This window comes from Paraburkholderia translucens (assembly GCF_020881035.1).
GTDB lineage: Bacteria > Pseudomonadota > Gammaproteobacteria > Burkholderiales > Burkholderiaceae > Paraburkholderia > Paraburkholderia translucens.
Genome location: NZ_JAJITC010000002.1, coordinates 85,711 through 106,426, shown reverse-complemented (window position 1 = coordinate 106,426; position 20,716 = coordinate 85,711). Strand labels below are relative to the sequence as shown.

Below are 20,716 nucleotides of genomic sequence, written 5' to 3'. Positions count from 1 at the left end.
ACGCTCTGAAAAACGCAACGCCCGCCAACGAGAGTTCGCGGGCGTTTGTGTTTGCGGGGCACTCCAGGGCAGGATAGCGGAACCGTCCATTCACGCGTTCGCCGCGCGCCGCCATGGCTGCTGCCGATACTCCCACCGTGATCCCCCGCCGCGCGGCGCTCAGCCGGATGGTGCGCGCCGTCACATCGCCGTATTACCGCTACCGGCACGCGAAAGTGCTGCACAGCCTGCGCGTCGGCCTTGCGATGCTGGCGTCGATTCTCGCCACGACCGGCATCGATATTCCGCACGGCATCTGGTCGTCGGTCACGCTGCTGGTCGTGATCGGCGGCTTGCAGCATCACGGCAATATCCGCAAAAAGGCGGCCGAACGCGCGGCCGGCACGCTGCTTGGCGCATCGATCGGTCTCTTGCTGATCGTGCAGCAGAACTTCATCGGCTCGCTGCCGTTCACTTACGTGCTGATGGCGATCGCCGCGTCGGTCTGCGCGTGGTTCGCGATCGGTTCGTCGGGCTATATCGGACTGTTGACGGCGATCACCATGTGCATCGTGGCGGGCCACGGCGACAATCTGATCGACGTCGGCCTGTGGCGCACGCTGAACGTGCTGATCGGCATTGTGATTGCGCTGGCTTTTTCGTTCGCGTTTCCGCTGCACGCGACGTATTCATGGCGCTATGGGCTCGCCGCCAATCTGCGCGAATGCGCGGGAATCTATGCGCGGCTGCTCGAAGGCGAGACGATCACCGAGGAGGAGCAGGTCAAGCGTTTCCTGCAGATCAACAAGCGGCTCGTGCAACTGCGCTCGCTGATGCCGTCGGTCGCGAAGGAAATCGACGTGCCGCAGACGAAGCTCGAGGAGATCCAGCGGCTGCATCGCTCGGTGCTGAGCGCACTCGAATTGCTGGCGACGGGCCCGCTGATGAACGCCGGCGCCGCTGCGCGCGCCGCTTTTGCGAACCATTGCGGCGCCGAGGTGCGCGCGGTGCGCTCCATCCTGCTGTCGACCGCACGCGGGCTGCGCTTCGGCCGTCCGACGCGCTTCGGCATTCCGGCGGCCGCTCCGCTCGCGAAGCGGGATGGCCAAGCGGCCACCGCGTTGCCGCCCGAGTGGCAAGGACCGTACTGGCTCGGTCAGCGCCTCGCCGAGCAGGTGGACCGGTTGCGTGCGCTATTGCTGGAGACCGAGCCGAACTGGAATATCGAGCGGCATGCGCGGGCGGCGCGGATCGCCTAGGCGGGGCTGATCCTCAGACCTGCGGCGGCAGGCTGACCATCCACATCAGGCCGAAGCGGTCTTTCACCATCCCGAAGCCCTTGCTCCAGAACGTTGGCTGGAACGGCATCACGACCTGCCCGCCGTCGGCGAGGGCGTTGAAGTATTTTTCCGCCGACGCGCCGTCTTCGACGGTCAGCGACAGGCTGAAGCCGTTGAACTGGCCCGCCGCCGGGTCGCAGTTGCCGTCGGAGGCCATCCACGTGCTCGAGCCCATCTGCACGTTCGCGTGCATGATCTTGTCGGCGAGCTCGGGGCGCGGCGGGATCTGCGCGTCCGGCGGCGCTTCCTTGAACAGCGTCTTGAAGGTCACCTGCGCGCCGAGCTTGTCGGTGTAGTAGTCGAGCGCTTCCTGGCAACGGCCGTTGAAGAACACATACGGCTGAACGTACATGATCGCCTCCATGATCAGGCGTTTGGGGTGCCATCTCCCCCCGCCTGGCGGCGGCGGGGAGGGGCACCCGGCACCTCAACGCAGCGTTTCGATCAGCTTTTCCAGCTTGATCGCGTCTGCTGCGAACGTACGGATGCCTTCGGCGAGCTTCTCGGTCGCCATCGCGTCGTCGTTGACGAGGAAGCGGAACGATTTCTCGTCGACCGGCACGCGCTCGATGTCCGCCTCGTGCGACGCCTCCGGCGACAGCTTGCGCTCGACCTTGTCGGTGCTCTCGTGCAGCTTCTGCAGCAGGTCGGGGCTGATCGTCAGCAGATCGCAGCCGGCCAGCTCCAGGATCTGCGAAGTGGTGCGGAAGCTCGCGCCCATCACCTCGGTCTTGTAGCCGAACTTCTTGTAGTACGCGTAGATGCGGCGCACCGATTTGACGCCCGGATCGTTGGCGCCGCCGTCTTTCGCTTCGTCCCAAGCGCTGCCGGCGCTCTTCTTGTACCAGTCGTAGATGCGGCCGACGAACGGCGAGATCAGCTGCGCGCCCGCTTCCGCACAGGCTACCGCCTGCGCGAGCGAGAACAGCAGCGTCATGTTGCAGTGGATGCCTTCTTTCTGCAGCACCTCGGCCGCACGCACGCCTTCCCACGTCGACGCGAGCTTGATCAGCACGCGGTCGCGCTCGATGCCGTGCTCCTTGTACAGCGCGATGAGTTCGTGCGCTTTCGCGATCGAACCTTCGACGTCAAACGACAGGCGCGCGTCGACTTCGGTCGAGACCCGCCCCGGGATGATCTTCAGGATCTCGGTGCCGAACGCAATCAGCAACTGGTCGATGATCGCGCGGACCGGCTTCGACGCGTGCGCCTTGACGGTCTTTTCGAGCAGCGGCCGGTAATCGTCTTTCTGCACGGCCTTCAGAATCAGTGACGGATTGGTGGTCGCATCCTGCGGCTTGTACTGCGCAAGCTGCTGGAAGTCGCCGGTGTCGGCCACCACGGTGGTGTATTGCTTGAGTTGGTCGAGTGCGGTTGTCATGTTCGGGCCTTCAGGGCGCGTGCGCCATGGTTCAGGAGAATGAGGACGCCGCCGCGCCGGCTGGGCAAGGTACAGAAACCAGCCGACGCGGGCGGCCGCGGGTCAAGCCGCAGCGCATCCCGCGATGGCGCCGGGAAACGCTGCCGGATACATCTATTCTATGGCGGATCGCCGTGGACGGTACGAACACCGGCAATCGTCAGCAGGCGGTGCGCTCCGTTCAAACGCGCCGCGGGTTCAACACGGCCTGCGTCACCACGCCGGCGACGAGTCCCCAGAACGCCGAGCCGATCGACAGCAGCGTGAGCCCCGAGGCGGTCACCATGAACGTGACGAGCGCCGCTTCGCGCTGCCGCGTGTCCTGCATCGCATTGGCGAGCCCGCTCATGATCGAGCCGAACAGCGCGAGCGCCGCGACCGAGACGACCAACTCCTTCGGGAACGCCGCGAACAGCGCGGCGATGGTCGCGCCGAAGACCCCGGCGAGCAGATAGAAAATGCCGCCCCATATGGCGGCCGTGTACCGCCTGGCGGGGTTCTCGTGCGCTTCGGGGCCGGTGCAGATCGCCGCCGTGATGGCTGCAAGGTTGATGCCGTGCGAGCCGAACGGCGCGAGCAGCAGCGATGCGACGCCGGTCGTCGCGATCAGCGGCGCGGACGGTGTCGTGTAGCCGTCCGCGCGCAGCACCGCGATGCCCGGCACGTTCTGCGAGGCCATCGCGACCACGAAAAGCGGAATGCCGATGCTCACGCAAGCCGCCACCGAAAACGACGGCATCGTCAGCACCGGGTGCGCGAGCGCGACGTGAAAGTGGCTGAAGTCGAGCAACCCGAGGCCGCCGGCGGCGGCCGTGCCGGCCACGAGCGTCGTCGGAATCGCGTAGCGCGGCACGAACCGCTTGACGATCAGGTAGGTGAAAAACATCGTCAGCACGAGCGCGGTCTGGAATTGCGCGGCGCGGAAAATCTCGATGCCGATCTCGAACAGGATGCCCGCGAGCAGCGCTGAGGCGAGGCCCGACGGAATCCGCTTCATCAGCGCATCGAACCAGCCGGTCACGCCGACCAGCGTCAGCAGCGCCGCGCAGAAAATGAACGCGCCGATCGCCTGGGCGTATTCGACATGCGGCAGCGACGCCACCAGCAGCGCCGCACCCGGGGTCGACCACGCGATCACGATCGGCGCGCGAAAGCGCAGCGACAGGCCGATCGTGCAGAGGCCCATGCCAATCGAAAGCGCCCAGATCCACGATGAAATCTGCGCATCGCTCAGATGCGCGGCCTGGCCCGCCTGGAACATCAGCACGAGCGAGCTCGTGTAGCCGGTCATCGCCGCGACGAAGCCCGCGACGATCGTCGACAGGGACGTATCGGCGAGCGGATTGAAACGCCGGGGCGCCGGGGCGGCGGGTGACAGTTGGGGAGACGGGGACGAACTCATGCGAAGGCTTTCTTGTTGTGGAAGTTTCGGCGTCAAGAGGTGGATATCTGCATGCCGGCGTTATTTGCTCAGGACCCGCATGGCCGTTTCGAGGCCCGCGAGCGTCAGCGGATACATGCGGTGGCCCAGCACTTCACGGATCGCGCTGACGGACTGCCGGTATGGCCACAGCGCTTCCGGTTCCGGATTCAGCCACGCGAAGTGCGGAAAATGATCGGCGAGCCGGCGCAACCACACCGCGCCGGCTTCGGCGTTGTTGTACTCGACCGAGCCGCCCGGCTGCAAGACTTCATAGGGGCTCATCGTCGCGTCGCCGACGAAGATCAGCTTGTAGTCGGGCGTGAACTTGTGCAGCACGTCCCACGTCGGCGTGCGTTCGGCGTGGCGGCGGCGGTTGTTCTTCCACAGGAAGTCGTACACGCAGTTGTGGAAGTAGTAGAACTCCAGGTGTTTGAACTCGGCCTTCGCGGCGGAAAACAGCTCCTCGGTGCGCTTCACGTGATCGTCCATCGAGCCGCCGACGTCGAGCAGCATCAGCACCTTCACGTTGTTGTGCCGCTCGGGCACCATCTTCAGATCGAGCCAGCCGGCGTTCGCGGCGGTGCTGCGGATCGTGTCGGGCAGATCGAGTTCTTCCGCGGCGCCTTCGCGGGCGAAGCGGCGCAGCCGCCGCAGCGCCACCTTGATGTTGCGCGTGCCGATTTCGACCTGGTCGTCGTAGTCGCGATACGCGCGCGCTTCCCACACCTTGACGGCCGTGCGATTGCCGGCCGCGTCGCCGCCGATGCGCACGCCCTCGGGGTTATAGCCGCCATTGCCGAACGGGGACGTGCCGCCCGTGCCGATCCATTTGCTGCCGCCCTCGTGGCGCTCCTTCTGCTCGTCGAACAGTTCCTTCAGGCGCTCCATCAGCTTGTCGATGCCGCCCATCGCCTCGATCTGCGCTTTCTCCTCGGGTGACAGATCGCGTTGCAGCTTCTTCTCGAGCCAGTCGAGCGGAATCTCGAAAGCGAGCCCGGTCGTTTGCGCGACGCCGTTGAAATACGCGCCGAACGCCTGGTCGAACTTGTCGAAGTACTGCTCGTCCTTCACGAGCGTGATGCGCGCGAGGTAGTAGAACTCGTCGAGCGACGGCGCGATCACGTTGGCCTTCAGCGCTTCGAGCAGCGTCAGGTACTCCTTCACCGAGACCGGCAGTCTGGCGGCGCGCAGCGAGTAGAAAAAGTCGATCAGCATGCTGGATGTCCTGCGGCGCTGCGCCCGCTCAACGGTTGTTGCGGTTCATGAACAGCAGCCGCTCGAACAGGCTGACGTCCTGTTCGTTCTTCAGCAGCGCACCGTGCAGCGGCGGCACGATCTGCTTCTGATCGGCCGAGCGCAGTGCTTCGGGAGGGATGTCTTCGGCGAGCAGCAGCTTGAGCCAGTCGAGCAGTTCGGACGTGGACGGCTTTTTCTTCAGACCCGCGACGTTGCGCAACTCGAAGAAGCTCTGCAGCGCCGCGGCGAGCAGATCCTTCCTGATGCCGGGGTAATGCACGTCGACGATCTGCTGCATCGTCGTTGCGTCCGGAAACTTGATGTAGTGGAAGAAGCAGCGGCGCAGGAACGCGTCGGGCAATTCCTTCTCGTTGTTCGACGTGATGATCACGAGCGGACGATGCTTCGCGCGCACCAGTTCGCGCGTCTCGTACACGTAGAACTCCATGCGGTCGAGTTCGCGCAGCAGGTCGTTCGGGAATTCGATGTCGGCCTTGTCGATCTCATCGATCAGCAGCACGCTCTGCTCGTCCGATTCGAAAGCCTGCCACAGCACGCCCTTGACGATGTAGTTGCGGATGTCCTTCACGCGCTCGTCGCCGAGCTGCGAATCGCGCAGACGCGAGACCGCATCGTATTCGTACAGCCCTTGCTGCGCCTTGGTGGTCGATTTGATGTGCCATTGCAGCAGCGGCATGCCGAGCGCCGCGGCGACTTCCTCGGCGAGCATGGTCTTGCCCGTACCGGGTTCGCCCTTGATGAGCAGCGGACGCTTGAGCGTCATGGCGGCGTTGACCGCGAGCTTCAGGTCGTCGGTGGCGACGTACTGCGATGAGCCTTCGAATCGCATGGCGAGGCGCTCTTGAGCGGAAAAAAATCCAGTATAAGTCAGAAGGCCTGTTGACCTGAAACCGGCTCACGCAGGGTGTCAGCCGCGCTGTCGTGCGTCGGTGACGCTGCCGCGGTGCGGCTGCGAAGCCGCCGCCGGCATGGCGCGAAGCCCGTTGCGGCGGGCGTTGCGCGCTCCCGCGCCAGGTGGACGTTCGGCGCGGCGTCGCGGTACAATGGGCCCGATTTTTTTGGCCTGCGTGGCCACCTATAAGAAGAACGGCCGGATCGCTGCCTTTCTGGGCACCCGTTTCCCCTCAAGCCAGGTTACATCTATGAATAAATTCGTCGGCAAACACGTCGTGATCGCAGCGCTGTCGGTGCTTGCGGGATATGCGGCCAGTGCGCACGCAGCGGATGTCGTAGGCAACGCCAAGGCGGGCCAGGACAAGGTCGCGATGTGTATCGGCTGCCACGGCATTCCTGAATACCGCACGGCTTATCCAGAGGTTTTCCGCGTGCCGATGCTCGGGGGGCAAAATCAGGCGTACCTCGAAAACGCGCTGCGCGCCTACAAGAAGGGCGACCGCCATTTCGCCTCGATGCACGCAATCGCGGTAACGCTGTCGGATCAGGACATCGCCGACGTCGCCGCGTACTACGCAGCGCAAACTGCCGCTTCGAAAAACAATCCCGACAAGTGATCGGCGTCGGTCACCAGCACATCCAATTCGCGGGATAGGAGATTTCATGATCAAGGCCCAACAGGCACTCCACACGGTGTTCAAGACGGTCGGCGCGGCGGCGGTAATCGGTCTGGCCGCGACGAACGCAGCGCACGCGGCCGACGCCGCCAACGGCAAGGTGCTCGCCGACAGCCACAACTGCGCGGCCTGCCACGGTGTCAACCTGAACAAGCCGGTGGTCCCCGAGTATCCGAAGCTGGCCGGTCAGCACGCCGACTACATCTACTGGGCGCTGCGTCAGTACCAGATGGGCACGGTCAATCCGAATCTCGGCCGCAACAACGCGATCATGCAGGCGCAGGTGCAGAACCTGTCGCTTAGCGACATGAAGGACATCGCCGCTTACATCGAATCACTGCAGGGCGATCTCGTGCAGAAGAAGTAAGCATCGGGCGCGGGATTCGCGCCGAGGCTTCAAAAGCAAAACACCCCGCCTCGGCGGGGTGTTTTGCTTTGGGGGCGTCGTACGCCGGCGTGCCGGGGGTGGGGCGGCGCCGGAATCTTCAGTCGCTTCAGTCGCGCGTCGCGCGCCGTTCGATCCGCTGCAGGTACGCGTCCGTGTCCGGCGGGGTGCCGGTACGCTGCGCTTCCCAGATGGTTTCGCCGAGGCAGTCCATGATCGCGTGCTGCGCCTCGTGCGTCGAGCCGAGCCGCGCGGCGAGCCGCTCGTGCGCGGCGCGAATGCCGGGCGGCTGATCGATCGAGAGCTGCTCGGAGATCGCCAGATGCATCGACAGATGCAGGAACGGATTGGTCTGGCCGCGCTCCGGCGAATAGTCCTGCGCCTGAGCGGCCGGGCCGTCGGCGAGGTCGGCGTGGTATTCCGGATGCTCGACGATCCAGTCGGCGGCGATCGCCTCGAGCGGCGTCAGAATCTCGCCCTGGCGCTGCTTGCGCCAGGTGTCGGTGAAAAAAATGCGAACTTCGTCGCGGCTGGGATTGAACATCGTGGAACCGGTGGATGGAAGTGGGGCGTGCGCAGCGCCGGTAAAACATCATTTTACGTGGCGGCCACGCGGGGTGCAGGTGCGGGGCTCCGCCTCGGCTTTCGAGTCGGCGTGCGCCTAAAGATCGGGCGGCGGCGTCTTCGGCCGGAACTCGCACAGCGGCTCGATCGCGCAATGCCAGCATTCGGGGCGGCGCGCCTTGCACACATAGCGCCCATGCAGGATCAGCCAGTGGTGCGCATCGTGTCTGAATTCGGCGGGAGTGTATTTTTCGAGTGCCGCTTCGACCGCGCGCACGTCCTTGCCGGGCGCGAGCCCGGTGCGGTTGGCGACGCGGAAAATATGCGTGTCGACCGCGATGGTCGGATGGCCGAACGCCGTGTTCAGGATCACGTTCGCCGTTTTACGGCCGACGCCCGGCAGTCCTTCGAGCGCTTCGCGATCTTCAGGCACCTCGCCGCCGTACTGGTCGAGCAGGATGCGACAGGTCGCGATCACGTTCTTCGCCTTGGTCCGGTACAGACCGATCGTCTTGATATAGCTCGCGACGCCTTCTTCGCCGAGGTCGAACACCTTCTGCGGCGTGTTCGCGACCGGGAACATCCTGCGCATGGCCTTGTTGACCGACACGTCCGTCGCCTGGGCCGACAACAGCACCGCGATCAGCAGTTCGAACGGCGTCGTGTACTCGAGCTCGGTGGTCGGATGCGGATTCAGGCTCTGGAGGGTCTCGTAGATCGCGCGGCGTTTGTTCGCGTTCATGTGGAGCGGGTCGATGTGGGCGGTAAGGACGGCGCCGAGGTGGTCAGCGGGCGGTTGGCGGCGGGTCCGATTCGTCGGACGGCTGCTCCGTGCCGCGCGTGTGCTCGCCGCCGGTCAGACCGAGACGGCGGCGACGCGCCTCGGCGGCGTCGATCTGCGCCTGCACGTCGGCGCTGACGTTCTCGGTGTTCAGCGGTCCCTGGCCTTTCGCGGTCATTTCCTCTTTTTTCTTGCGCGCGCGTTCGAGTGCGGCCTGGATGATCGCGCGTTTCTTCGCCTCGGCATCGTCCGCGACCGGGGCGGCGGCCGGTGCGCCTGTCGCGCCGGCGGCCGGCACTGGGGCCGATGCAGCCGCCGGCACGCTCGCGCTCGCGGCTCGCCGCGCTGCAGCACGCGCTTCGGCGGCGTCGCGCTCGCGCGCGAGACGTGCCTCGCGGCGGTCGTGATGCGTACGCGCCGCGTTTGCCTGGCTCTGGCTCCATGCATCCCATCCGGTTGCCGCGCCGGTCGCGGGCAGCATCGCGATGCAATCGACCGGGCAGGGTGGCACGCACAGGTCGCAGCCGGTGCATCGCTCGGCGATCACGGTGTGCATCTGCTTCGGAGCGCCAACTATCGCGTCGACCGGGCACGCCTGCATGCACAGCGTACAGCCGATGCACACCTGTTCGTCGATAACCGCCAAAGGACGCGGGCGTTCGACGCCATTGGCGGAATTGAGCGGAATCACCGGCTTGCCGAGCAGCGCCGCGAGCCGCGCGATACCCTCGGCACCGCCGGGCGGACACTGGTTATAGTTGGCCTCGCCGCTGGCGACGGCTTCGGCATACGGACGGCATGCGGGGTAACCGCACTTCGTGCATTGCGTTTGGGGCAGCAGATCTTCGATGCGATCCGCGAGTGTTTTGACGTCTGTCACGATTATGACGCGGGGGCTTGGCGTGCGATCGCACGGCCTGAACTAAATAGCACATTATCGCCGATTTCCCCGATTGCCATTCGCAGTCCATGTGCCATAATCGAAGCGCTTCATTCGAAAGACCGCAGAAAAGGGTGTGTTTCCCAACCATGGCGCGCCCGCTCAACGCCGCCACTGCAAGGCTCGAGGAGAGGCCGGCGGCGCGATCCGGATAACGCGGCTCACGAAGACGATGCCACCATGAATCAGCCGAAAATCAAAAGAGATCCTGAAGGCACGAGGCGCCGCATTCTGCTTGCGGCGGCCGAAGAGTTTGCAAATGGAGGACTGTTCGGCGCGCGCGTCGATCAGATCGCCCGCCGCGCGGAAACCAATGAACGCATGCTCTATTACTACTTCGGTAGCAAGGAGCAGCTATTTACCGCGGTACTCGAACATGCGTTCAGCGCACTCAACGAAGCCGAACGCACGCTCGAACTCAATGGCGTCGCCCCCGTCGAGGCCGTTACGCGGCTCGCCCATTTCGTTTGGGACTACTACCGCGATCACCCCGAGTTGCTCCGCCTCATCAACAACGAGAATCTGCATGAAGCACGATATATGCAGAAGTCCACGCGCATACGCGAAATGATCTCGCCGATCGTCGCGACGCTCGGCGGCATTCTCGAACGCGGGCAACGCGCGGGCTTGTTTCGCACGAACGTCGATCCGTTGCGCTTTTACGTGACGCTTTCGGGCATGGGCTACTACATCGTGTCGAACCGATTCACGCTCGAGGCGACACTTGGCCGCGATTTCAGCAGCCCCGCCGAACGCAGCGAAGTCATCCAGATGAATACCGAGCTGCTGCTCGCCTATCTGTTGAGAAAGTAACGGGCGCTGCCGCGGGGATCATCGCCGTGGCAAAAATCAGTATCACGAAAAAACCGCGATAAAAAAGCCAACGGCCTCTTCTCGAGGCCGTTGCCTTTTAATGCCATGCAAGTTTAATGCTCAGGCTTCGACTTTTTCCTGCGCCGGCCTTGCCGTTTTATTGTGCTCGAGAATGAAGTCGCGCAATTGCGGATAAATGATGGTGCGCCAGCGGCGGCCCGAGAAAATGCCGTAGTGGCCGCATTTTTCGGCAGTGAAGTGACGCTTGTTCTTCGCCGGAATGCCGCTGCACAGGTCATGCGCCGCGTAGGTCTGGCCGTCGCCGGAAATGTCGTCGAGTTCGCCTTCGATCGTAAACAGCGCAGTCGTCTTGATGTCCTGCGGCCGCACCGGTTCGCCCTCGACGACCCAGGTGCCCTCGGCAAGACGGAATTCCTGGAACACGACGCGGATCGTGTCGAGGTAGTAGTCGGCGTCCATGTCGAGCACCGCGTTGTACTCGTCGTAGAAGCGGCGATGCGCTTCCGCGTCGTCTTCGTCGCCGCGCAGCAGGCTCTGGTAGAAATCCCAGTGCGACGCCGCATGACGCTCCGGATTCATCGCGACGAAACCGGTGTGCTGCAGGAAGCCCGGATAGACCTTGCGGCCCACGCCCGGATAGTTCGGTGGCACCGTGAAGATCACGTTGTTTTCGAACCACTCGTAGGAGTGCTGCGTGGCGAGCGAGTTGACCGAGGTCGGGCTCTTGCGCGCGTCGATCGGGCCGCCCATCATCGTCATGGTGCGCGGCGTGTCTTCGCCGCGGCTCGCCATCAGTGAAATGGCGGCTAGCACGGGCACGGTAGGCTGGCACACCGAGATCACGTGCAGATTCTTCGCGCCGATATGGCGAATGAATTCCTGGATGTACGCGATGTAGTCGTTCAGACCGAACCAGCCGGCTTCGAGCGGCACCATGCGCGCGTCGATCCAGTCGGTGATGTAGACCTTGTGGTCTTGCAGCAACGTGCGCACCGTGTCGCGCAGCAGCGTGGCGTGGTGTCCTGACAACGGTGCGCAAACGAGCACGACCGGCTCGTCTTTCAATTGACTGACAGCGCCGCTGTCGTCCGCGAAACGCTTGAAGCGCGTCAGGCGGCAGAACGGCTTTTCGATAAAGGTCTGTTCGACGATTGGAATGTTATGACCGTCTTTGACGATCTGGTGAATGTTGAACTCTGGCTTTTCGTAATCCTTGCCGAGCCGGTAAAGCAGTTCGTACCCGGCGGACAAGCGTGTGGCGCCCGGCCAATAGGCTAACGGACTGGCCGGATTCGCAAATGACTTCGATGCGGCTTGGGCCCAGGCGGTCAGAGGGTTCAACATCGCCCGCTGGAATTCGTGCAGTTGATAGAGCATGTTTGCTCCGTTTTAAGCGGTTCGCATTGGGCTTCGCAAACACGCGTGAGGCGCTGCGGCGGGCCATTTTGGTTGTTGGCACATTTTTGTCGGCCGACGGTCGAATTCGATAATATCGAACAAAGCAATCTTGTGCAACGCAACAATATTCGCGTTCAGTGTACGCAAACTGTCACGGGCTCATGCTAGCGGCGATGCTGCTGCGCCGCTATCAGGGCTTGCCTGAGCCTCAAGCTCCGTCGAGCGGATGCCGTTTTGCGGCGGATGGCCGGTCGCCTGCGCCATCTCCTGCTCGTGCTTCATCAGGTTCAATCCGGTGTGGACGAGCGCCACGTGCGAAAACGCCTGCGGGAAATTGCCGACCAGACGGTTTTCGACGGGATCGTACTCCTCGGACAGCAGCCCGACGTCGTTGCACAGCGCGAGCAGCCGCTCGTACATGTCGACCGCTTCCTGCACGCGTCCCTGCAGCGCGAGGTTGTCCACCATCCAGAACGAACACGCAAGAAAGGTGCCCTCCCCGGGCGGCAGGCCGTCGTCGTATTCGGTGGTGCGGTAGCGCATCACGAAGCCGCCGTGCATCAGGTCCCGCTCGATCGCCGCAACGGTGCCCTTGATACGCGGATCCCGCGGCGGCAGGAAGCCGACCAGCGGCATCAGCAGCACGCTCGCGTCGAGCTGGTCGCTGCCGTAGAACTGTGAGAACGCGTTCAACCGCGGATTCCATGCCTTCTCGCAGACGTCGGCGTGGATCGTGTCGCGCGTCGCGCGCCATTCGTCGAGCGGGCCGTCGAGCTTGAACATCTCGGCCGAGCGGATCGCGCGGTCGAACGCGACCCACGCCATCACTTTCGAGAACGTGAAATGTTGCCGGCCGCCGCGCGTCTCCCAGATGCCTTCGTCGGGTTCGCGCCAGATCGTCGTGAGGTGCTCGAGCAACGCGCACTGCACGTTCCACGCGGTGACGTCCGCCTGCAACCCGCCGACGCGCGCAAGATGCAGCGCGTTCATCACCTCGCCGTAGACGTCGAGCTGAGTCTGCCCGACGGCGTTGTTGCCGATGCGCACCGGTTTCGCGCCCTGATAGCCGGGCAGCCAGTCGATTTCGGATTCCGGCAGACGCCGCTCGCCGGCGATGCCGTACATGATCTGCAACTGGTCCGGCGCGCCCGCCGTCACGCGGCCGAGCCAGCTGCGCCACGCGCGCGCTTCGTCGTAGTAGCCGCCGCGCATCATCGCGAGCAGCGTGATCGTCGCGTCGCGCAGCCAGCAGTAGCGGTAGTCCCAGTTGCGCGTGCCGCCGAGCTGCTCGGGCAGCGACGTGGTGGGCGCCGCGACGATGCCGCCGGTGGGTTCGTAGGCGAGCGCGCGCAACGTGATGAGCGAGCGGCGAATCGGCCCGGCCCAGCGTCCTTCGACGGTGCCGCGCGCCGCCCATTCGAGCCAGTGGTTCTCGGTGCGGGCGAGCGCCGTATGCGGATCGCGCGCAGGCGGAATGCGCAGGTGCGACGGCGCGTACGCGAGCGAGAACGGCACGCGCTCGCCTTGCGTCACGGAGAACTCGGCGATGGTCTTCATGTCCTCGCCGCGCAGCTCGACCGGCGTGCGCAGCACTGCGTTGTCCGGGCCGACGATCGCCTTGATGCCGCTATCGTGCCGGAGCTTTTCGACCCACGGAATCGAGAAACCGTAGTCGAAGCGCAGCACCAGTTCGATCTTCATGCGCACGGTGCCGCGCTGGCCGACGACGATGCGGATCATCTCCGACCAGCCGTTACCGGGCGGCATGAAGTCGATCAGCGTGACGGCGCCGTCGGGCGTTTCGAAGTCGGTTTCGAGGATCAGCGTCTCGCCTCGATAGCGGCGCGTGATGGTCGGCGCGGTGCCGTCGGCCGGCGTGGCGGGGGTGATCAGCCAGCGGCCGTTCTCAGGGGTGCCGAGCAGCGCGGCGAAGCAGGCGCCGGAGTCGAAGCGCGGCCAGCAAAGCCAGTCGACGGAACCTTCGCGGGAAATGAGCGCGGCGGTATGCCCGTCGCCGATCAGTGCGTAGTCTTCGATGAGTGCAGGCATGGGAAACGTGTCGGGTTACGAGTCGTTATGCCGGACGGCGACAGCAGCCGCGTTTTGAAGGGTTGTTATCACCGGACCACATGAGCTTTGTTTGGTTCACCGCACAGCGCGGTAAAACGCGGGTTGGTAAATGGTCAAATCCGTGCATAAAATCAAAATTCATGCCGATGCCCGGCGACATGCCGGACTGCGAATCGGCCTTGTTCATGGCGTATGCAGACGCCGTTTCCGAGGACGAAAGCCATGCTGAACCCTTCGAAATCCGATTGCATCACGATTCTCTCGGCCGCCAGCCAACTGGCCGGCGATTCCATGCTGCAACTCGATCATAGCCGGCTTGGCCTGAGCCGCAATGACATGCTGGCTGCCGCGTCCTTCCTGGTCGAGCGGGCCTGCTTCCGGCGCTATAAGCAGGATGCCGGTCATTATGCGGTCGGCGCGCTCTCGTTGCAGGGGCGCTTGCGGCTCGACCAACTGGCGAACGGTTGAGCGGTAGCGCGAAGCGTTCGTCTCGCACGTTCCTTGCGCACGTCAAAGTGTGACATTTGCCGCCGCCGCGAGCTTTCTTCTATGCGAAACCATCTGGCTGCCGGGCGCGAATCCCGCGCCCGGCAGCGTCGCGCATGTCGCTCACAGATGTGACGAGCCCACGCCGAAGATCCCGATGATGCCAATGATGATCAGATAAAGCGCGACGATATAGTTCAGCAGTCGCGGCATGATCAGGATCAGAATGCCCGCGATCAGCGAGACGAGCGGGCCCAGACTGAGAGTGACGTTCATGGAGACTCCGTGGTTGAGACGCGTGACGCGCGATTGAAAAGCGATTGAGAAAACGTCCCGCGACGCGGGACAAAAGCCGCCGGCGCAGACCGCGCGACGGCGGCGGATTCACTGCACGATCCGACCTGACGCCCTTATACTGAGTTCGACAACAACAACGCGGAACGACGCTCGATTCGCGGCGCGGCAGACCAGACACCGTTATAACCGCTTGTACTCCGGCTCGTCAGTGAGCCAGTACGACCTAACCGATGTCGAGGAGGTCTCCATGCTTCGCAGTCGCCGCGCGAAGCGGCCCGCGCCGTGGCGGGCCGCCCGTTCGATGATAAAAGGTTTCGCGCTCATGATTTCGATCGTTGCTTCGCACGCCTATGCGCAAGACGCCGGCCCGGTCCCTGCGGACGGCGTCTATACGATGCTGGTCGGTACTTACACCAGCGGCAGGAGCGAGGGCATCTACGTCTTTCGCTTCGATACGAAGACGGGTGCGGCGACCCAGGTGTCCGTCGCGCAGACGGTGAATCCGTCCTTTCTCGTGGTGAGCGGCGACCGCCGCTTCGTCTACTCGGTCAACGAATTGCCCGGCGACAACGGCCCGGCTGCGCAGCGCGGCGGCATCAGCGCATTCGGCTTCGACGCCGCGCGCGGGCAACTGACGTTTCTGAACAAGGTTTCGTCGGACGGCAACGATCCGTGCTATCTGAGCATCTCGCCGGACGGCCGGTATCTACTGACCGCGAACTATTCGGTCGCGCCCGACCCGGGCGGCAGTTTCGCGGTGTTTCCGCTGCAGGCCGACGGCCAGGTGGGCACGTCGGTGCAGACCGTGCACCACGAGGGCGGCGGGCCGGTGAAAGGGCGGCAGGACAACTCGCACGTGCATTCGACCGTGTTCTCGCCCGACGGCCGCTATCTCTTCGCGCAGGACCTCGGCGCCGACAAGCTGTACAGCTATCACTACGCGCCGCAGAACAGCTCGGGCGCCGGCCCGTTCGTCGCGACCGACTGGGGCTACACGCAGCAGAAGGCCGGCACGGGTCCGCGCCATCTGATTTTCAGCGCTGACGGAAGGCACGCGTATCTGACGAGCGAACTTGCGGCGACCGTCAGCACGTTCGACTACCACGACGGCCGGCTGACACTGGTGCAAACGCTGCCGCTCTCCGAGCCGGGCTTCAGGGGGAAGGTGGGCGCGGCGGCGATCCATATGTCGCCGGACGGACGTTTCGTGTACGCGTCCAATCGCGGCGACGCGAACGAAATCGTGATCTTCGCGGTCGATCCGGCCAATGGGCATCTGCAGCAGATCGGCCGGCAGTCGAGCCTCGGCAAATCGCCGCGCGAGTTCGCCATCGATCCGACCGGCAACTGGCTGATCGTCGGCAATCAGTTGAGCGACACGGTCTATGTGTTCAAGCGCGATCCGCAGACAGGGCTGCTCGATCCGAATCCGAGGCAGCATTTCGAACTCGGCTCGCCGGTGGATTTCAAGCTGGTGTCGCCGTCTTGACGCACGGCACGCGCGGGTAAACAAAAACGGACAGCTCATGTCGTGAGGCTGTCCGTTTTTTCGTCGTCGCCGATTTACCGGCCGCTCATTCCGCCGGCCCCGGCGCAAGCACTTCGCGGCTGCCGTTGATGCTCATCGACGACACCAGTCCGGCCGTCTCCATCTGCTCGACGAGCCGCGCCGCGCGGTTATAGCCGATGCGCAACTGCCGCTGCACCGACGAGATCGACGCGCGCCGCGTGCGCACGACGAACGCGACCGCTTCGTCGTACAGCGGATCGGCCTCCGCATCCGGCGCTTCGCCGAACAGGTCCTGGGCCGCGCCGCCGTCGGTGGCTGGGCCGTCGAGAATGCCTTCCTCGTACTGAGGCTCGCCGAACTGCTTCAGATACTCGACGATCGCATGCACCTCCTCGTCGGCGACGAATGCGCCGTGCACGCGCTGCGGGTAGCCGGTGCCGGGTGGCAGGAACAGCATATCGCCCTGGCCGAGCAGCGATTCGGCGCCCATCTGGTCGAGAATCGTGCGCGAGTCGATCTTCGACGACACCTGAAACGCGACGCGCGTCGGAATGTTCGCCTTGATGAGACCGGTGATCACGTCGACCGACGGCCGCTGCGTCGCGAGGATCAGGTGGATGCCGGCCGCGCGAGCTTTCTGCGCAAGCCGCGCGATCAGCTCTTCGATCTTCTTGCCGGCGACCATCATCAGATCGGCGAGCTCGTCGATCACGACGACGATCAACGGCAGCGGCGCGAGCGGCTCGGGCGCGTCGGGCGTCAGCGAGAACGGGTTGCCGAGCTTCTTGCCCTTCGCCTCGGTGTCGCGGATTTTCTGGTTGAAGCCGGCGAGGTTGCGCACCCCGACCGCCGACATCAGCCGGTAGCGTTTCTCCATTTCGCCGACGCACCAGTTCAGCGCGTTGGCCGCGAGCTTCATGTCGGTGACGACCGGCGCGAGCAGATGCGGAATGCCTTCGTACACCGAAAGTTCGAGCATCTTCGGGTCGATCATGATGAGGCGCACTTCCTCGGGCGTCGCCTTGAACAGCAGCGAGCAGATCATCGCGTTGATCGCGACCGACTTGCCCGAGCCGGTCGTGCCGGCCACCAGCATGTGCGGCGCCTTCGCGAGATCGGCGACGACCGGATGACCGGTGATGTCCTTGCCCATCGCGAGCGTCAGTTGCGAGTGCGAGTTCTGGTAGACGCTCGCTTCGAGGATTTCCGAGAGCCGGATCGTCTGCCGCTTCGCGTTCGGCAGTTCGAGGCCCATGCAGGTCTTGCCCGGAATCGTTTCGACTACGCGGATCGAGGTGAGACCGAGACCGCGCGACAGGTCCTTCATCAGACCGACGATCTGGCTGCCGCGCACGCCGAGCGCCGGCTCGACTTCGAAGCGCGTGATGACCGGCCCCGCCGATGCGCCGACGACGGTCACCGGCACCTTGAATTCCTGCAGGCGCTGCTCGATCAGCTGACCGGTTTCGCGGAGCTTCTCGTCCGGGATGGGTTCGATGTCGGCGTCCGCGGGGGCGAGCAGGTCGAGCGTCGGCAGCTCGACCATCGATGCGGCCGGCGCGTGGAACTCGAAGCCGTTGACCGGCGCGTGGCCGCGCAGCGGCGGGCGGGCTGCAACGGACTCTGCAACGGGCTCGGCGGCGGGTTGATCGGCGAACTGGGCCTGCGGCTGCGGTGTCAGCGCGGGCGCAGCCGCTGGAATGGGCGACGGTTCGGCGGCCGGCGTGTGCGCGACGGGCGCTGCGTTTGCCGCAACCGAAGGTTCGCTGCTGCCCGCCGGCACCGCGAAGCCCGGGAAGCGGACCACGTTCGAAACGACCGCTGGCGCGGGCTCGGCCGCAACGTAGCCGAGCTTGCTCTCCCACGGCACGAGGTTTTTCTCGATGACGATTTCGGCGACTGGCGCGAGCGCCTGCAACGGCGTTGGTGTGCCGGGGGAGGGGATGACCGGTTCGCTGGCCGGTTGCTCAACGGCGTCGTCGGTCGGCGTCGAATCGTCTTCGAACGGCGGCATGTCTTCTTGCGCTGCGTCGTCCTGCAAGCCGGCTGCGAAGCGCTGGAACGAGGTCGGGGTCGGTGTCTCGACCGGTATCTCAGGTTGCGGTGCGCTCGCGGCAGGCGCCACGACGGCGAGCTCGGCCGCGGTTGCCACGTCGGCCACCGGCTCCATCGCAGCCATCGCCTGCGACGCAGAAACAACAGGCGCATGGATGGCCGGCGGTTCGGTCGGCCATTGCGCGACCGGTTCCTGACCGGATTCGACAGGCGTATCGGACTCCACCGGCGCATTCTCACGCGGCAACTCGACCGGTGCGGCTTCGCGCTGCGACGGCGACACCGTCTCCACCGAACTCTCCACGCTCTGCGCCCGCGACACCGGGAGCGCCTCGCCGGTCTGGACAGTAGGCGCGGCGCGTTGCGCGGGCTGCGCATCGAATGCCCTCGAACCACGCTCCGCATCGCCGATCTTCGCGCTAACGGCGCCACGGCTGCGCGCGAGGCTCACGCCCGCCATATCGGTCCAGCGCGCGGCGTTTTCCGCGATACTGCGCAGCGTTTCCTCGACGCTCGCGGGCGGCGCCACTGTCGACGCGTTCGCCAGCGGCCGCGTGAAGCTCGGCGCGGCCCGGCGCGCGCTCGACGGCGATGTCGTACCGTTGGCGCGCGTCGCGGCCGGGAACGGTTGACGTGGCGTGACGCTGCGATTGAGCGGCGCGGCGCCGTCGGCCGGACGAGGCAGCGGCGACGAACGGCTGCCGCGGCCCGCGGCATTCGTCGATCCCGCCGTCATGCCGATACCGGCGCCCGACACGGCTGCGCGGCCCGCCATCGCCTGTGCCGCCCTCGCGGACACGCCCGACGCGGCGGCGGCTGTCGCCGCCAGCGCGGCACTGGAGCCGAACGGTGCGGCCGAGCGCTGTTCGCCGACGGAGCGCCGACCGACCTGCAGCGCGCCATCGCGAGCCGGCGTACCCGATGCGGCGCCTGCGGCTGCCGACGTCGCCGCGCGCGGCTCCGTCGCGCGTAGCCAGCCGGCCGGCGCGACCGGCTCGCTCGGCACGAACGGCGCGGCGGAACTGTCCGCAGTCTTGTTGGCATGCAACGCCTGGGTGGACAGCGCGGCTGCGGGGCGCGGCGACGTGATCTGCCCCGTGCGCAGCACCGGCTCGATCTGCTTGAGCGGCCCGCGCGCCGCGCCGGCGCCACGGGCGGAAGCCTCCTTGCTGCCCGCGATGCCGGCCGCCGCGGCACCCGCACCCGTGGCGGAACTCGCGCCGCGCGCGGTCGCCGGCGGACGCCACACCGTGGGTCGCGCGTAGCGTCCCTTGCTGTTGCGTGGCGCCATCGTGTTGGTGGCGGGTGTTGCATGCGACAGCGCGCCGTCGTCGACGATGCGGGAGCGGCGCGCATCCTCGTCGCGCTTCGCGAGTCCGCGCGACAGGCCGAGGCCGAACGCGCCGTCGGCCCACGCGGCGAACTCGCTCCAGCGGAACTCGATGAGCCAGGGCAGGCTGACCACCAGCAGCGCGAGCGCCGCGACCGGGGTGCCGATATGGCCGAGCAGATGACCGAGCCCACCGGCGAGCGCATGACCGAAACCATTGACGCCCGCAATGCCGATCAGCGAGGCCTCGAGCGTGCAACTGCCGACCAGCACGCAGACAAAGCCGAGCCACAGCCGGATCGTGCCGGGGCCGCGCAGCCCCGTGCCGCCCGGCAGCAGCGACTTCACGAGGCGCCACAAAAGAGGAATGAACCAGACGGCCGACCCGCCGAACCAGCCGAAAACTACCGTGTGCATACCAGACATCTACGAATGACGGAGGGCGCGCAAGCGCAATCCGCCGAGTTTAAACCGGCGCAGCGCGCGGCTAAGGCCGGCGCGAGTCCCGAACGCGGCGCAAACACGCATCATTTGTCGGTTCGATCGAACATGAGCGTGTCCCCGTCGTCCAGGATCAGTTGCATCTGTTGCGGCGCTCGCATCTGCACGCCGGTGCGGTCGATGCGCTCGAGCGCGGCGAGGAACGGCTTTTCGATGTCGCCGCCCGGCGAGGCGCATGCCATGCGCGTGCTGGCGAGCGTTCCGAAGCTCAGCTTGCCGTCCTTCAGCATGTACGAACCCATGAAGCGGTTGCAGCCGGAAAAGCCGCTGGCGTGACGCTGGCCGCTTTCGGTCGACAACTTGAGCGTGAGCGGCCCCTGATCCTTGGACGGCACCGCGCGCGCCGTGCCATCCGCGCTCTTCCACGCGCTCAGCACCCAGCTGGTGTCGTCGAGCAACTGCGCGGCGGCGGGATTGAACGGATCGGGCGGCGGCGCCGACGAATCCGGATGCTTCGGAATCGCGCAGGCACCGAGCAGCGCGGCGACGCTCAACGCGGCGACGGCCGTGCGCAGGCACGGAGTGATGCGCGCAAGACGTCGCGGGCGGGAGCGGATGAGCATGGCGTCGTTCCT

Annotated in this window: 20 protein-coding genes; 6 read left to right on the top strand and 14 right to left on the bottom strand. The window is 65.3% G+C overall.

All coding sequences use genetic code 11. The features are described from left to right. Positions 1–113: 113 nt before the first annotated feature. Positions 114–1,238, top strand: a complete 1,125-nt coding sequence (locus LJ655_RS03705; RefSeq protein ID WP_230559914.1) for an FUSC family protein — start codon at positions 114–116, stop codon at positions 1,236–1,238. 13 nt (positions 1,239–1,251) lie between these two features. On the opposite strand, the gene LJ655_RS03700 is transcribed toward LJ655_RS03705, so the two are convergent. From LJ655_RS03700 to LJ655_RS03680, 5 genes are all read right to left on the bottom strand, one after another. After that, positions 1,252–1,671, bottom strand: coding sequence for a VOC family protein (locus LJ655_RS03700; RefSeq protein WP_230559913.1), 420 nt, complete (start codon positions 1,669–1,671; stop codon positions 1,252–1,254). Positions 1,672–1,746: 75 nt separating this feature from the next. Further along, positions 1,747–2,700, bottom strand: coding sequence for a transaldolase (gene tal, locus LJ655_RS03695; protein WP_230559912.1), 954 nt, complete (start codon positions 2,698–2,700; stop codon positions 1,747–1,749). A gap of 220 nt (positions 2,701–2,920) precedes the next feature. Further along, entirely contained in the window at positions 2,921–4,141 is a 1,221-nt protein-coding gene (locus tag LJ655_RS03690) for a benzoate/H(+) symporter BenE family transporter (protein ID WP_230559911.1), read from the bottom strand. 60 nt (positions 4,142–4,201) lie between these two features. Continuing rightward, positions 4,202–5,377 (bottom strand): vWA domain-containing protein, encoded by a 1,176-nt coding sequence (locus LJ655_RS03685; protein WP_230559910.1) that lies wholly within the window; start codon positions 5,375–5,377, stop codon positions 4,202–4,204. A gap of 28 nt (positions 5,378–5,405) precedes the next feature. Continuing rightward, positions 5,406–6,248, bottom strand: a complete 843-nt coding sequence (locus tag LJ655_RS03680) for an AAA family ATPase (RefSeq protein ID WP_230559909.1) — start codon at positions 6,246–6,248, stop codon at positions 5,406–5,408. Between the two features lie 313 nt (positions 6,249–6,561). Between LJ655_RS03680 and LJ655_RS03675 the strand changes: the two genes are divergently transcribed. Together LJ655_RS03675 and LJ655_RS03670 are read left to right on the top strand one after the other, a co-directional pair. Further along, entirely contained in the window at positions 6,562–6,930 is a 369-nt protein-coding gene (locus tag LJ655_RS03675; protein ID WP_230560259.1) for a c-type cytochrome, read from the top strand. A gap of 46 nt (positions 6,931–6,976) precedes the next feature. Further along, complete coding sequence (locus LJ655_RS03670; protein WP_230559908.1) at positions 6,977–7,357, top strand: c-type cytochrome; 381 nt, start codon at positions 6,977–6,979, stop codon at positions 7,355–7,357. Between the two features lie 127 nt (positions 7,358–7,484). On the opposite strand, the gene LJ655_RS03665 is transcribed toward LJ655_RS03670, so the two are convergent. The 3 genes from LJ655_RS03665 to rsxB form a co-directional block, all read right to left on the bottom strand. Next, positions 7,485–7,919, bottom strand: coding sequence for a DUF1841 family protein (locus LJ655_RS03665; protein ID WP_230559907.1), 435 nt, complete (start codon positions 7,917–7,919; stop codon positions 7,485–7,487). A 117-nt stretch (positions 7,920–8,036) separates the two neighbouring features. Next, positions 8,037–8,681 (bottom strand): endonuclease III, encoded by a 645-nt coding sequence (gene nth, locus LJ655_RS03660; RefSeq protein WP_230559906.1) that lies wholly within the window; start codon positions 8,679–8,681, stop codon positions 8,037–8,039. A gap of 43 nt (positions 8,682–8,724) precedes the next feature. Then, positions 8,725–9,606, bottom strand: coding sequence for an electron transport complex subunit RsxB (rsxB, locus tag LJ655_RS03655; protein ID WP_230560258.1), 882 nt, complete (start codon positions 9,604–9,606; stop codon positions 8,725–8,727). Between the two features lie 234 nt (positions 9,607–9,840). Here rsxB and LJ655_RS03650 point away from each other — a divergent pair, with 234 nt between their 5' ends. Then, entirely contained in the window at positions 9,841–10,473 is a 633-nt protein-coding gene (locus LJ655_RS03650) for a TetR/AcrR family transcriptional regulator (RefSeq protein ID WP_230559905.1), read from the top strand. Between the two features lie 120 nt (positions 10,474–10,593). Here LJ655_RS03650 and LJ655_RS03645 read toward each other — a convergent pair whose 3' ends face one another. The 3 genes from LJ655_RS03645 to LJ655_RS03635 all read right to left on the bottom strand — a co-directional run bounded on the left by LJ655_RS03645 (position 10,594) and on the right by LJ655_RS03635 (position 14,149). Beyond that, complete coding sequence (locus LJ655_RS03645; protein ID WP_230559904.1) at positions 10,594–11,871, bottom strand: polyhydroxyalkanoate depolymerase; 1,278 nt, start codon at positions 11,869–11,871, stop codon at positions 10,594–10,596. A 180-nt stretch (positions 11,872–12,051) separates the two neighbouring features. Further along, entirely contained in the window at positions 12,052–13,941 is a 1,890-nt protein-coding gene (locus tag LJ655_RS03640) for a glycoside hydrolase family 15 protein (protein WP_230559903.1), read from the bottom strand. A 25-nt stretch (positions 13,942–13,966) separates the two neighbouring features. Continuing rightward, complete coding sequence (locus LJ655_RS03635) at positions 13,967–14,149, bottom strand: hypothetical protein (RefSeq protein WP_230559902.1); 183 nt, start codon at positions 14,147–14,149, stop codon at positions 13,967–13,969. Between the two features lie 35 nt (positions 14,150–14,184). Here LJ655_RS03635 and LJ655_RS03630 point away from each other — a divergent pair, with 35 nt between their 5' ends. Then, on the top strand, positions 14,185–14,430 hold the full coding sequence (locus tag LJ655_RS03630) for a hypothetical protein (RefSeq protein WP_230559901.1): 246 nt from the start codon (positions 14,185–14,187) through the stop codon (positions 14,428–14,430). Positions 14,431–14,571: 141 nt separating this feature from the next. Here LJ655_RS03630 and LJ655_RS03625 read toward each other — a convergent pair whose 3' ends face one another. Continuing rightward, on the bottom strand, positions 14,572–14,724 hold the full coding sequence (locus tag LJ655_RS03625) for a DUF3096 domain-containing protein (protein ID WP_013088853.1): 153 nt from the start codon (positions 14,722–14,724) through the stop codon (positions 14,572–14,574). Between the two features lie 268 nt (positions 14,725–14,992). Between LJ655_RS03625 and LJ655_RS03620 the strand changes: the two genes are divergently transcribed. Continuing rightward, a complete protein-coding gene (locus LJ655_RS03620) occupies positions 14,993–16,234 on the top strand; it encodes a lactonase family protein (RefSeq protein ID WP_230559900.1) in 1,242 nt (413 codons plus the stop codon). Positions 16,235–16,319: 85 nt separating this feature from the next. On the opposite strand, the gene LJ655_RS30160 is transcribed toward LJ655_RS03620, so the two are convergent. Next, positions 16,320–20,057, bottom strand: a complete 3,738-nt coding sequence (locus LJ655_RS30160) for an FtsK/SpoIIIE family DNA translocase (RefSeq protein WP_329959674.1) — start codon at positions 20,055–20,057, stop codon at positions 16,320–16,322. Between the two features lie 110 nt (positions 20,058–20,167). After that, positions 20,168–20,704, bottom strand: coding sequence for an META domain-containing protein (locus tag LJ655_RS03610; RefSeq protein WP_230559899.1), 537 nt, complete (start codon positions 20,702–20,704; stop codon positions 20,168–20,170). Positions 20,705–20,716 lie beyond the last annotated feature (12 nt).

What these genes read in the sequence shown, in the direction of transcription:
- LJ655_RS03705 (WP_230559914.1), top strand. Translation starts at nt 114, where the DNA reads ATGGCTGCTGCCGATACTCCCACCGTGATCCCCCGCCGCGCGGCGCTC.
- LJ655_RS03700 (WP_230559913.1), bottom strand. Translation starts at nt 1,671, where the DNA reads ATGTACGTTCAGCCGTATGTGTTCTTCAACGGCCGTTGCCAGGAAGCG.
- tal (WP_230559912.1), bottom strand. Translation starts at nt 2,700, where the DNA reads ATGACAACCGCACTCGACCAACTCAAGCAATACACCACCGTGGTGGCC.
- LJ655_RS03690 (WP_230559911.1), bottom strand. Translation starts at nt 4,141, where the DNA reads ATGAGTTCGTCCCCGTCTCCCCAACTGTCACCCGCCGCCCCGGCGCCC.
- LJ655_RS03685 (WP_230559910.1), bottom strand. Translation starts at nt 5,377, where the DNA reads ATGCTGATCGACTTTTTCTACTCGCTGCGCGCCGCCAGACTGCCGGTC.
- LJ655_RS03680 (WP_230559909.1), bottom strand. Translation starts at nt 6,248, where the DNA reads ATGCGATTCGAAGGCTCATCGCAGTACGTCGCCACCGACGACCTGAAG.
- LJ655_RS03675 (WP_230560259.1), top strand. Translation starts at nt 6,562, where the DNA reads ATGAATAAATTCGTCGGCAAACACGTCGTGATCGCAGCGCTGTCGGTG.
- LJ655_RS03670 (WP_230559908.1), top strand. Translation starts at nt 6,977, where the DNA reads ATGATCAAGGCCCAACAGGCACTCCACACGGTGTTCAAGACGGTCGGC.
- LJ655_RS03665 (WP_230559907.1), bottom strand. Translation starts at nt 7,919, where the DNA reads ATGTTCAATCCCAGCCGCGACGAAGTTCGCATTTTTTTCACCGACACC.
- nth (WP_230559906.1), bottom strand. Translation starts at nt 8,681, where the DNA reads ATGAACGCGAACAAACGCCGCGCGATCTACGAGACCCTCCAGAGCCTG.
- LJ655_RS03650 (WP_230559905.1), top strand. Translation starts at nt 9,841, where the DNA reads ATGAATCAGCCGAAAATCAAAAGAGATCCTGAAGGCACGAGGCGCCGC.
- LJ655_RS03645 (WP_230559904.1), bottom strand. Translation starts at nt 11,871, where the DNA reads ATGCTCTATCAACTGCACGAATTCCAGCGGGCGATGTTGAACCCTCTG.
- LJ655_RS03640 (WP_230559903.1), bottom strand. Translation starts at nt 13,941, where the DNA reads ATGCCTGCACTCATCGAAGACTACGCACTGATCGGCGACGGGCATACC.
- LJ655_RS03635 (WP_230559902.1), bottom strand. Translation starts at nt 14,149, where the DNA reads ATGAACAAGGCCGATTCGCAGTCCGGCATGTCGCCGGGCATCGGCATG.
- LJ655_RS03630 (WP_230559901.1), top strand. Translation starts at nt 14,185, where the DNA reads ATGCTGAACCCTTCGAAATCCGATTGCATCACGATTCTCTCGGCCGCC.
- LJ655_RS03625 (WP_013088853.1), bottom strand. Translation starts at nt 14,724, where the DNA reads ATGAACGTCACTCTCAGTCTGGGCCCGCTCGTCTCGCTGATCGCGGGC.
- LJ655_RS03620 (WP_230559900.1), top strand. Translation starts at nt 14,993, where the DNA reads ATGCTTCGCAGTCGCCGCGCGAAGCGGCCCGCGCCGTGGCGGGCCGCC.
- LJ655_RS30160 (WP_329959674.1), bottom strand. Translation starts at nt 20,057, where the DNA reads ATGCACACGGTAGTTTTCGGCTGGTTCGGCGGGTCGGCCGTCTGGTTC.
- LJ655_RS03610 (WP_230559899.1), bottom strand. Translation starts at nt 20,704, where the DNA reads ATGCTCATCCGCTCCCGCCCGCGACGTCTTGCGCGCATCACTCCGTGC.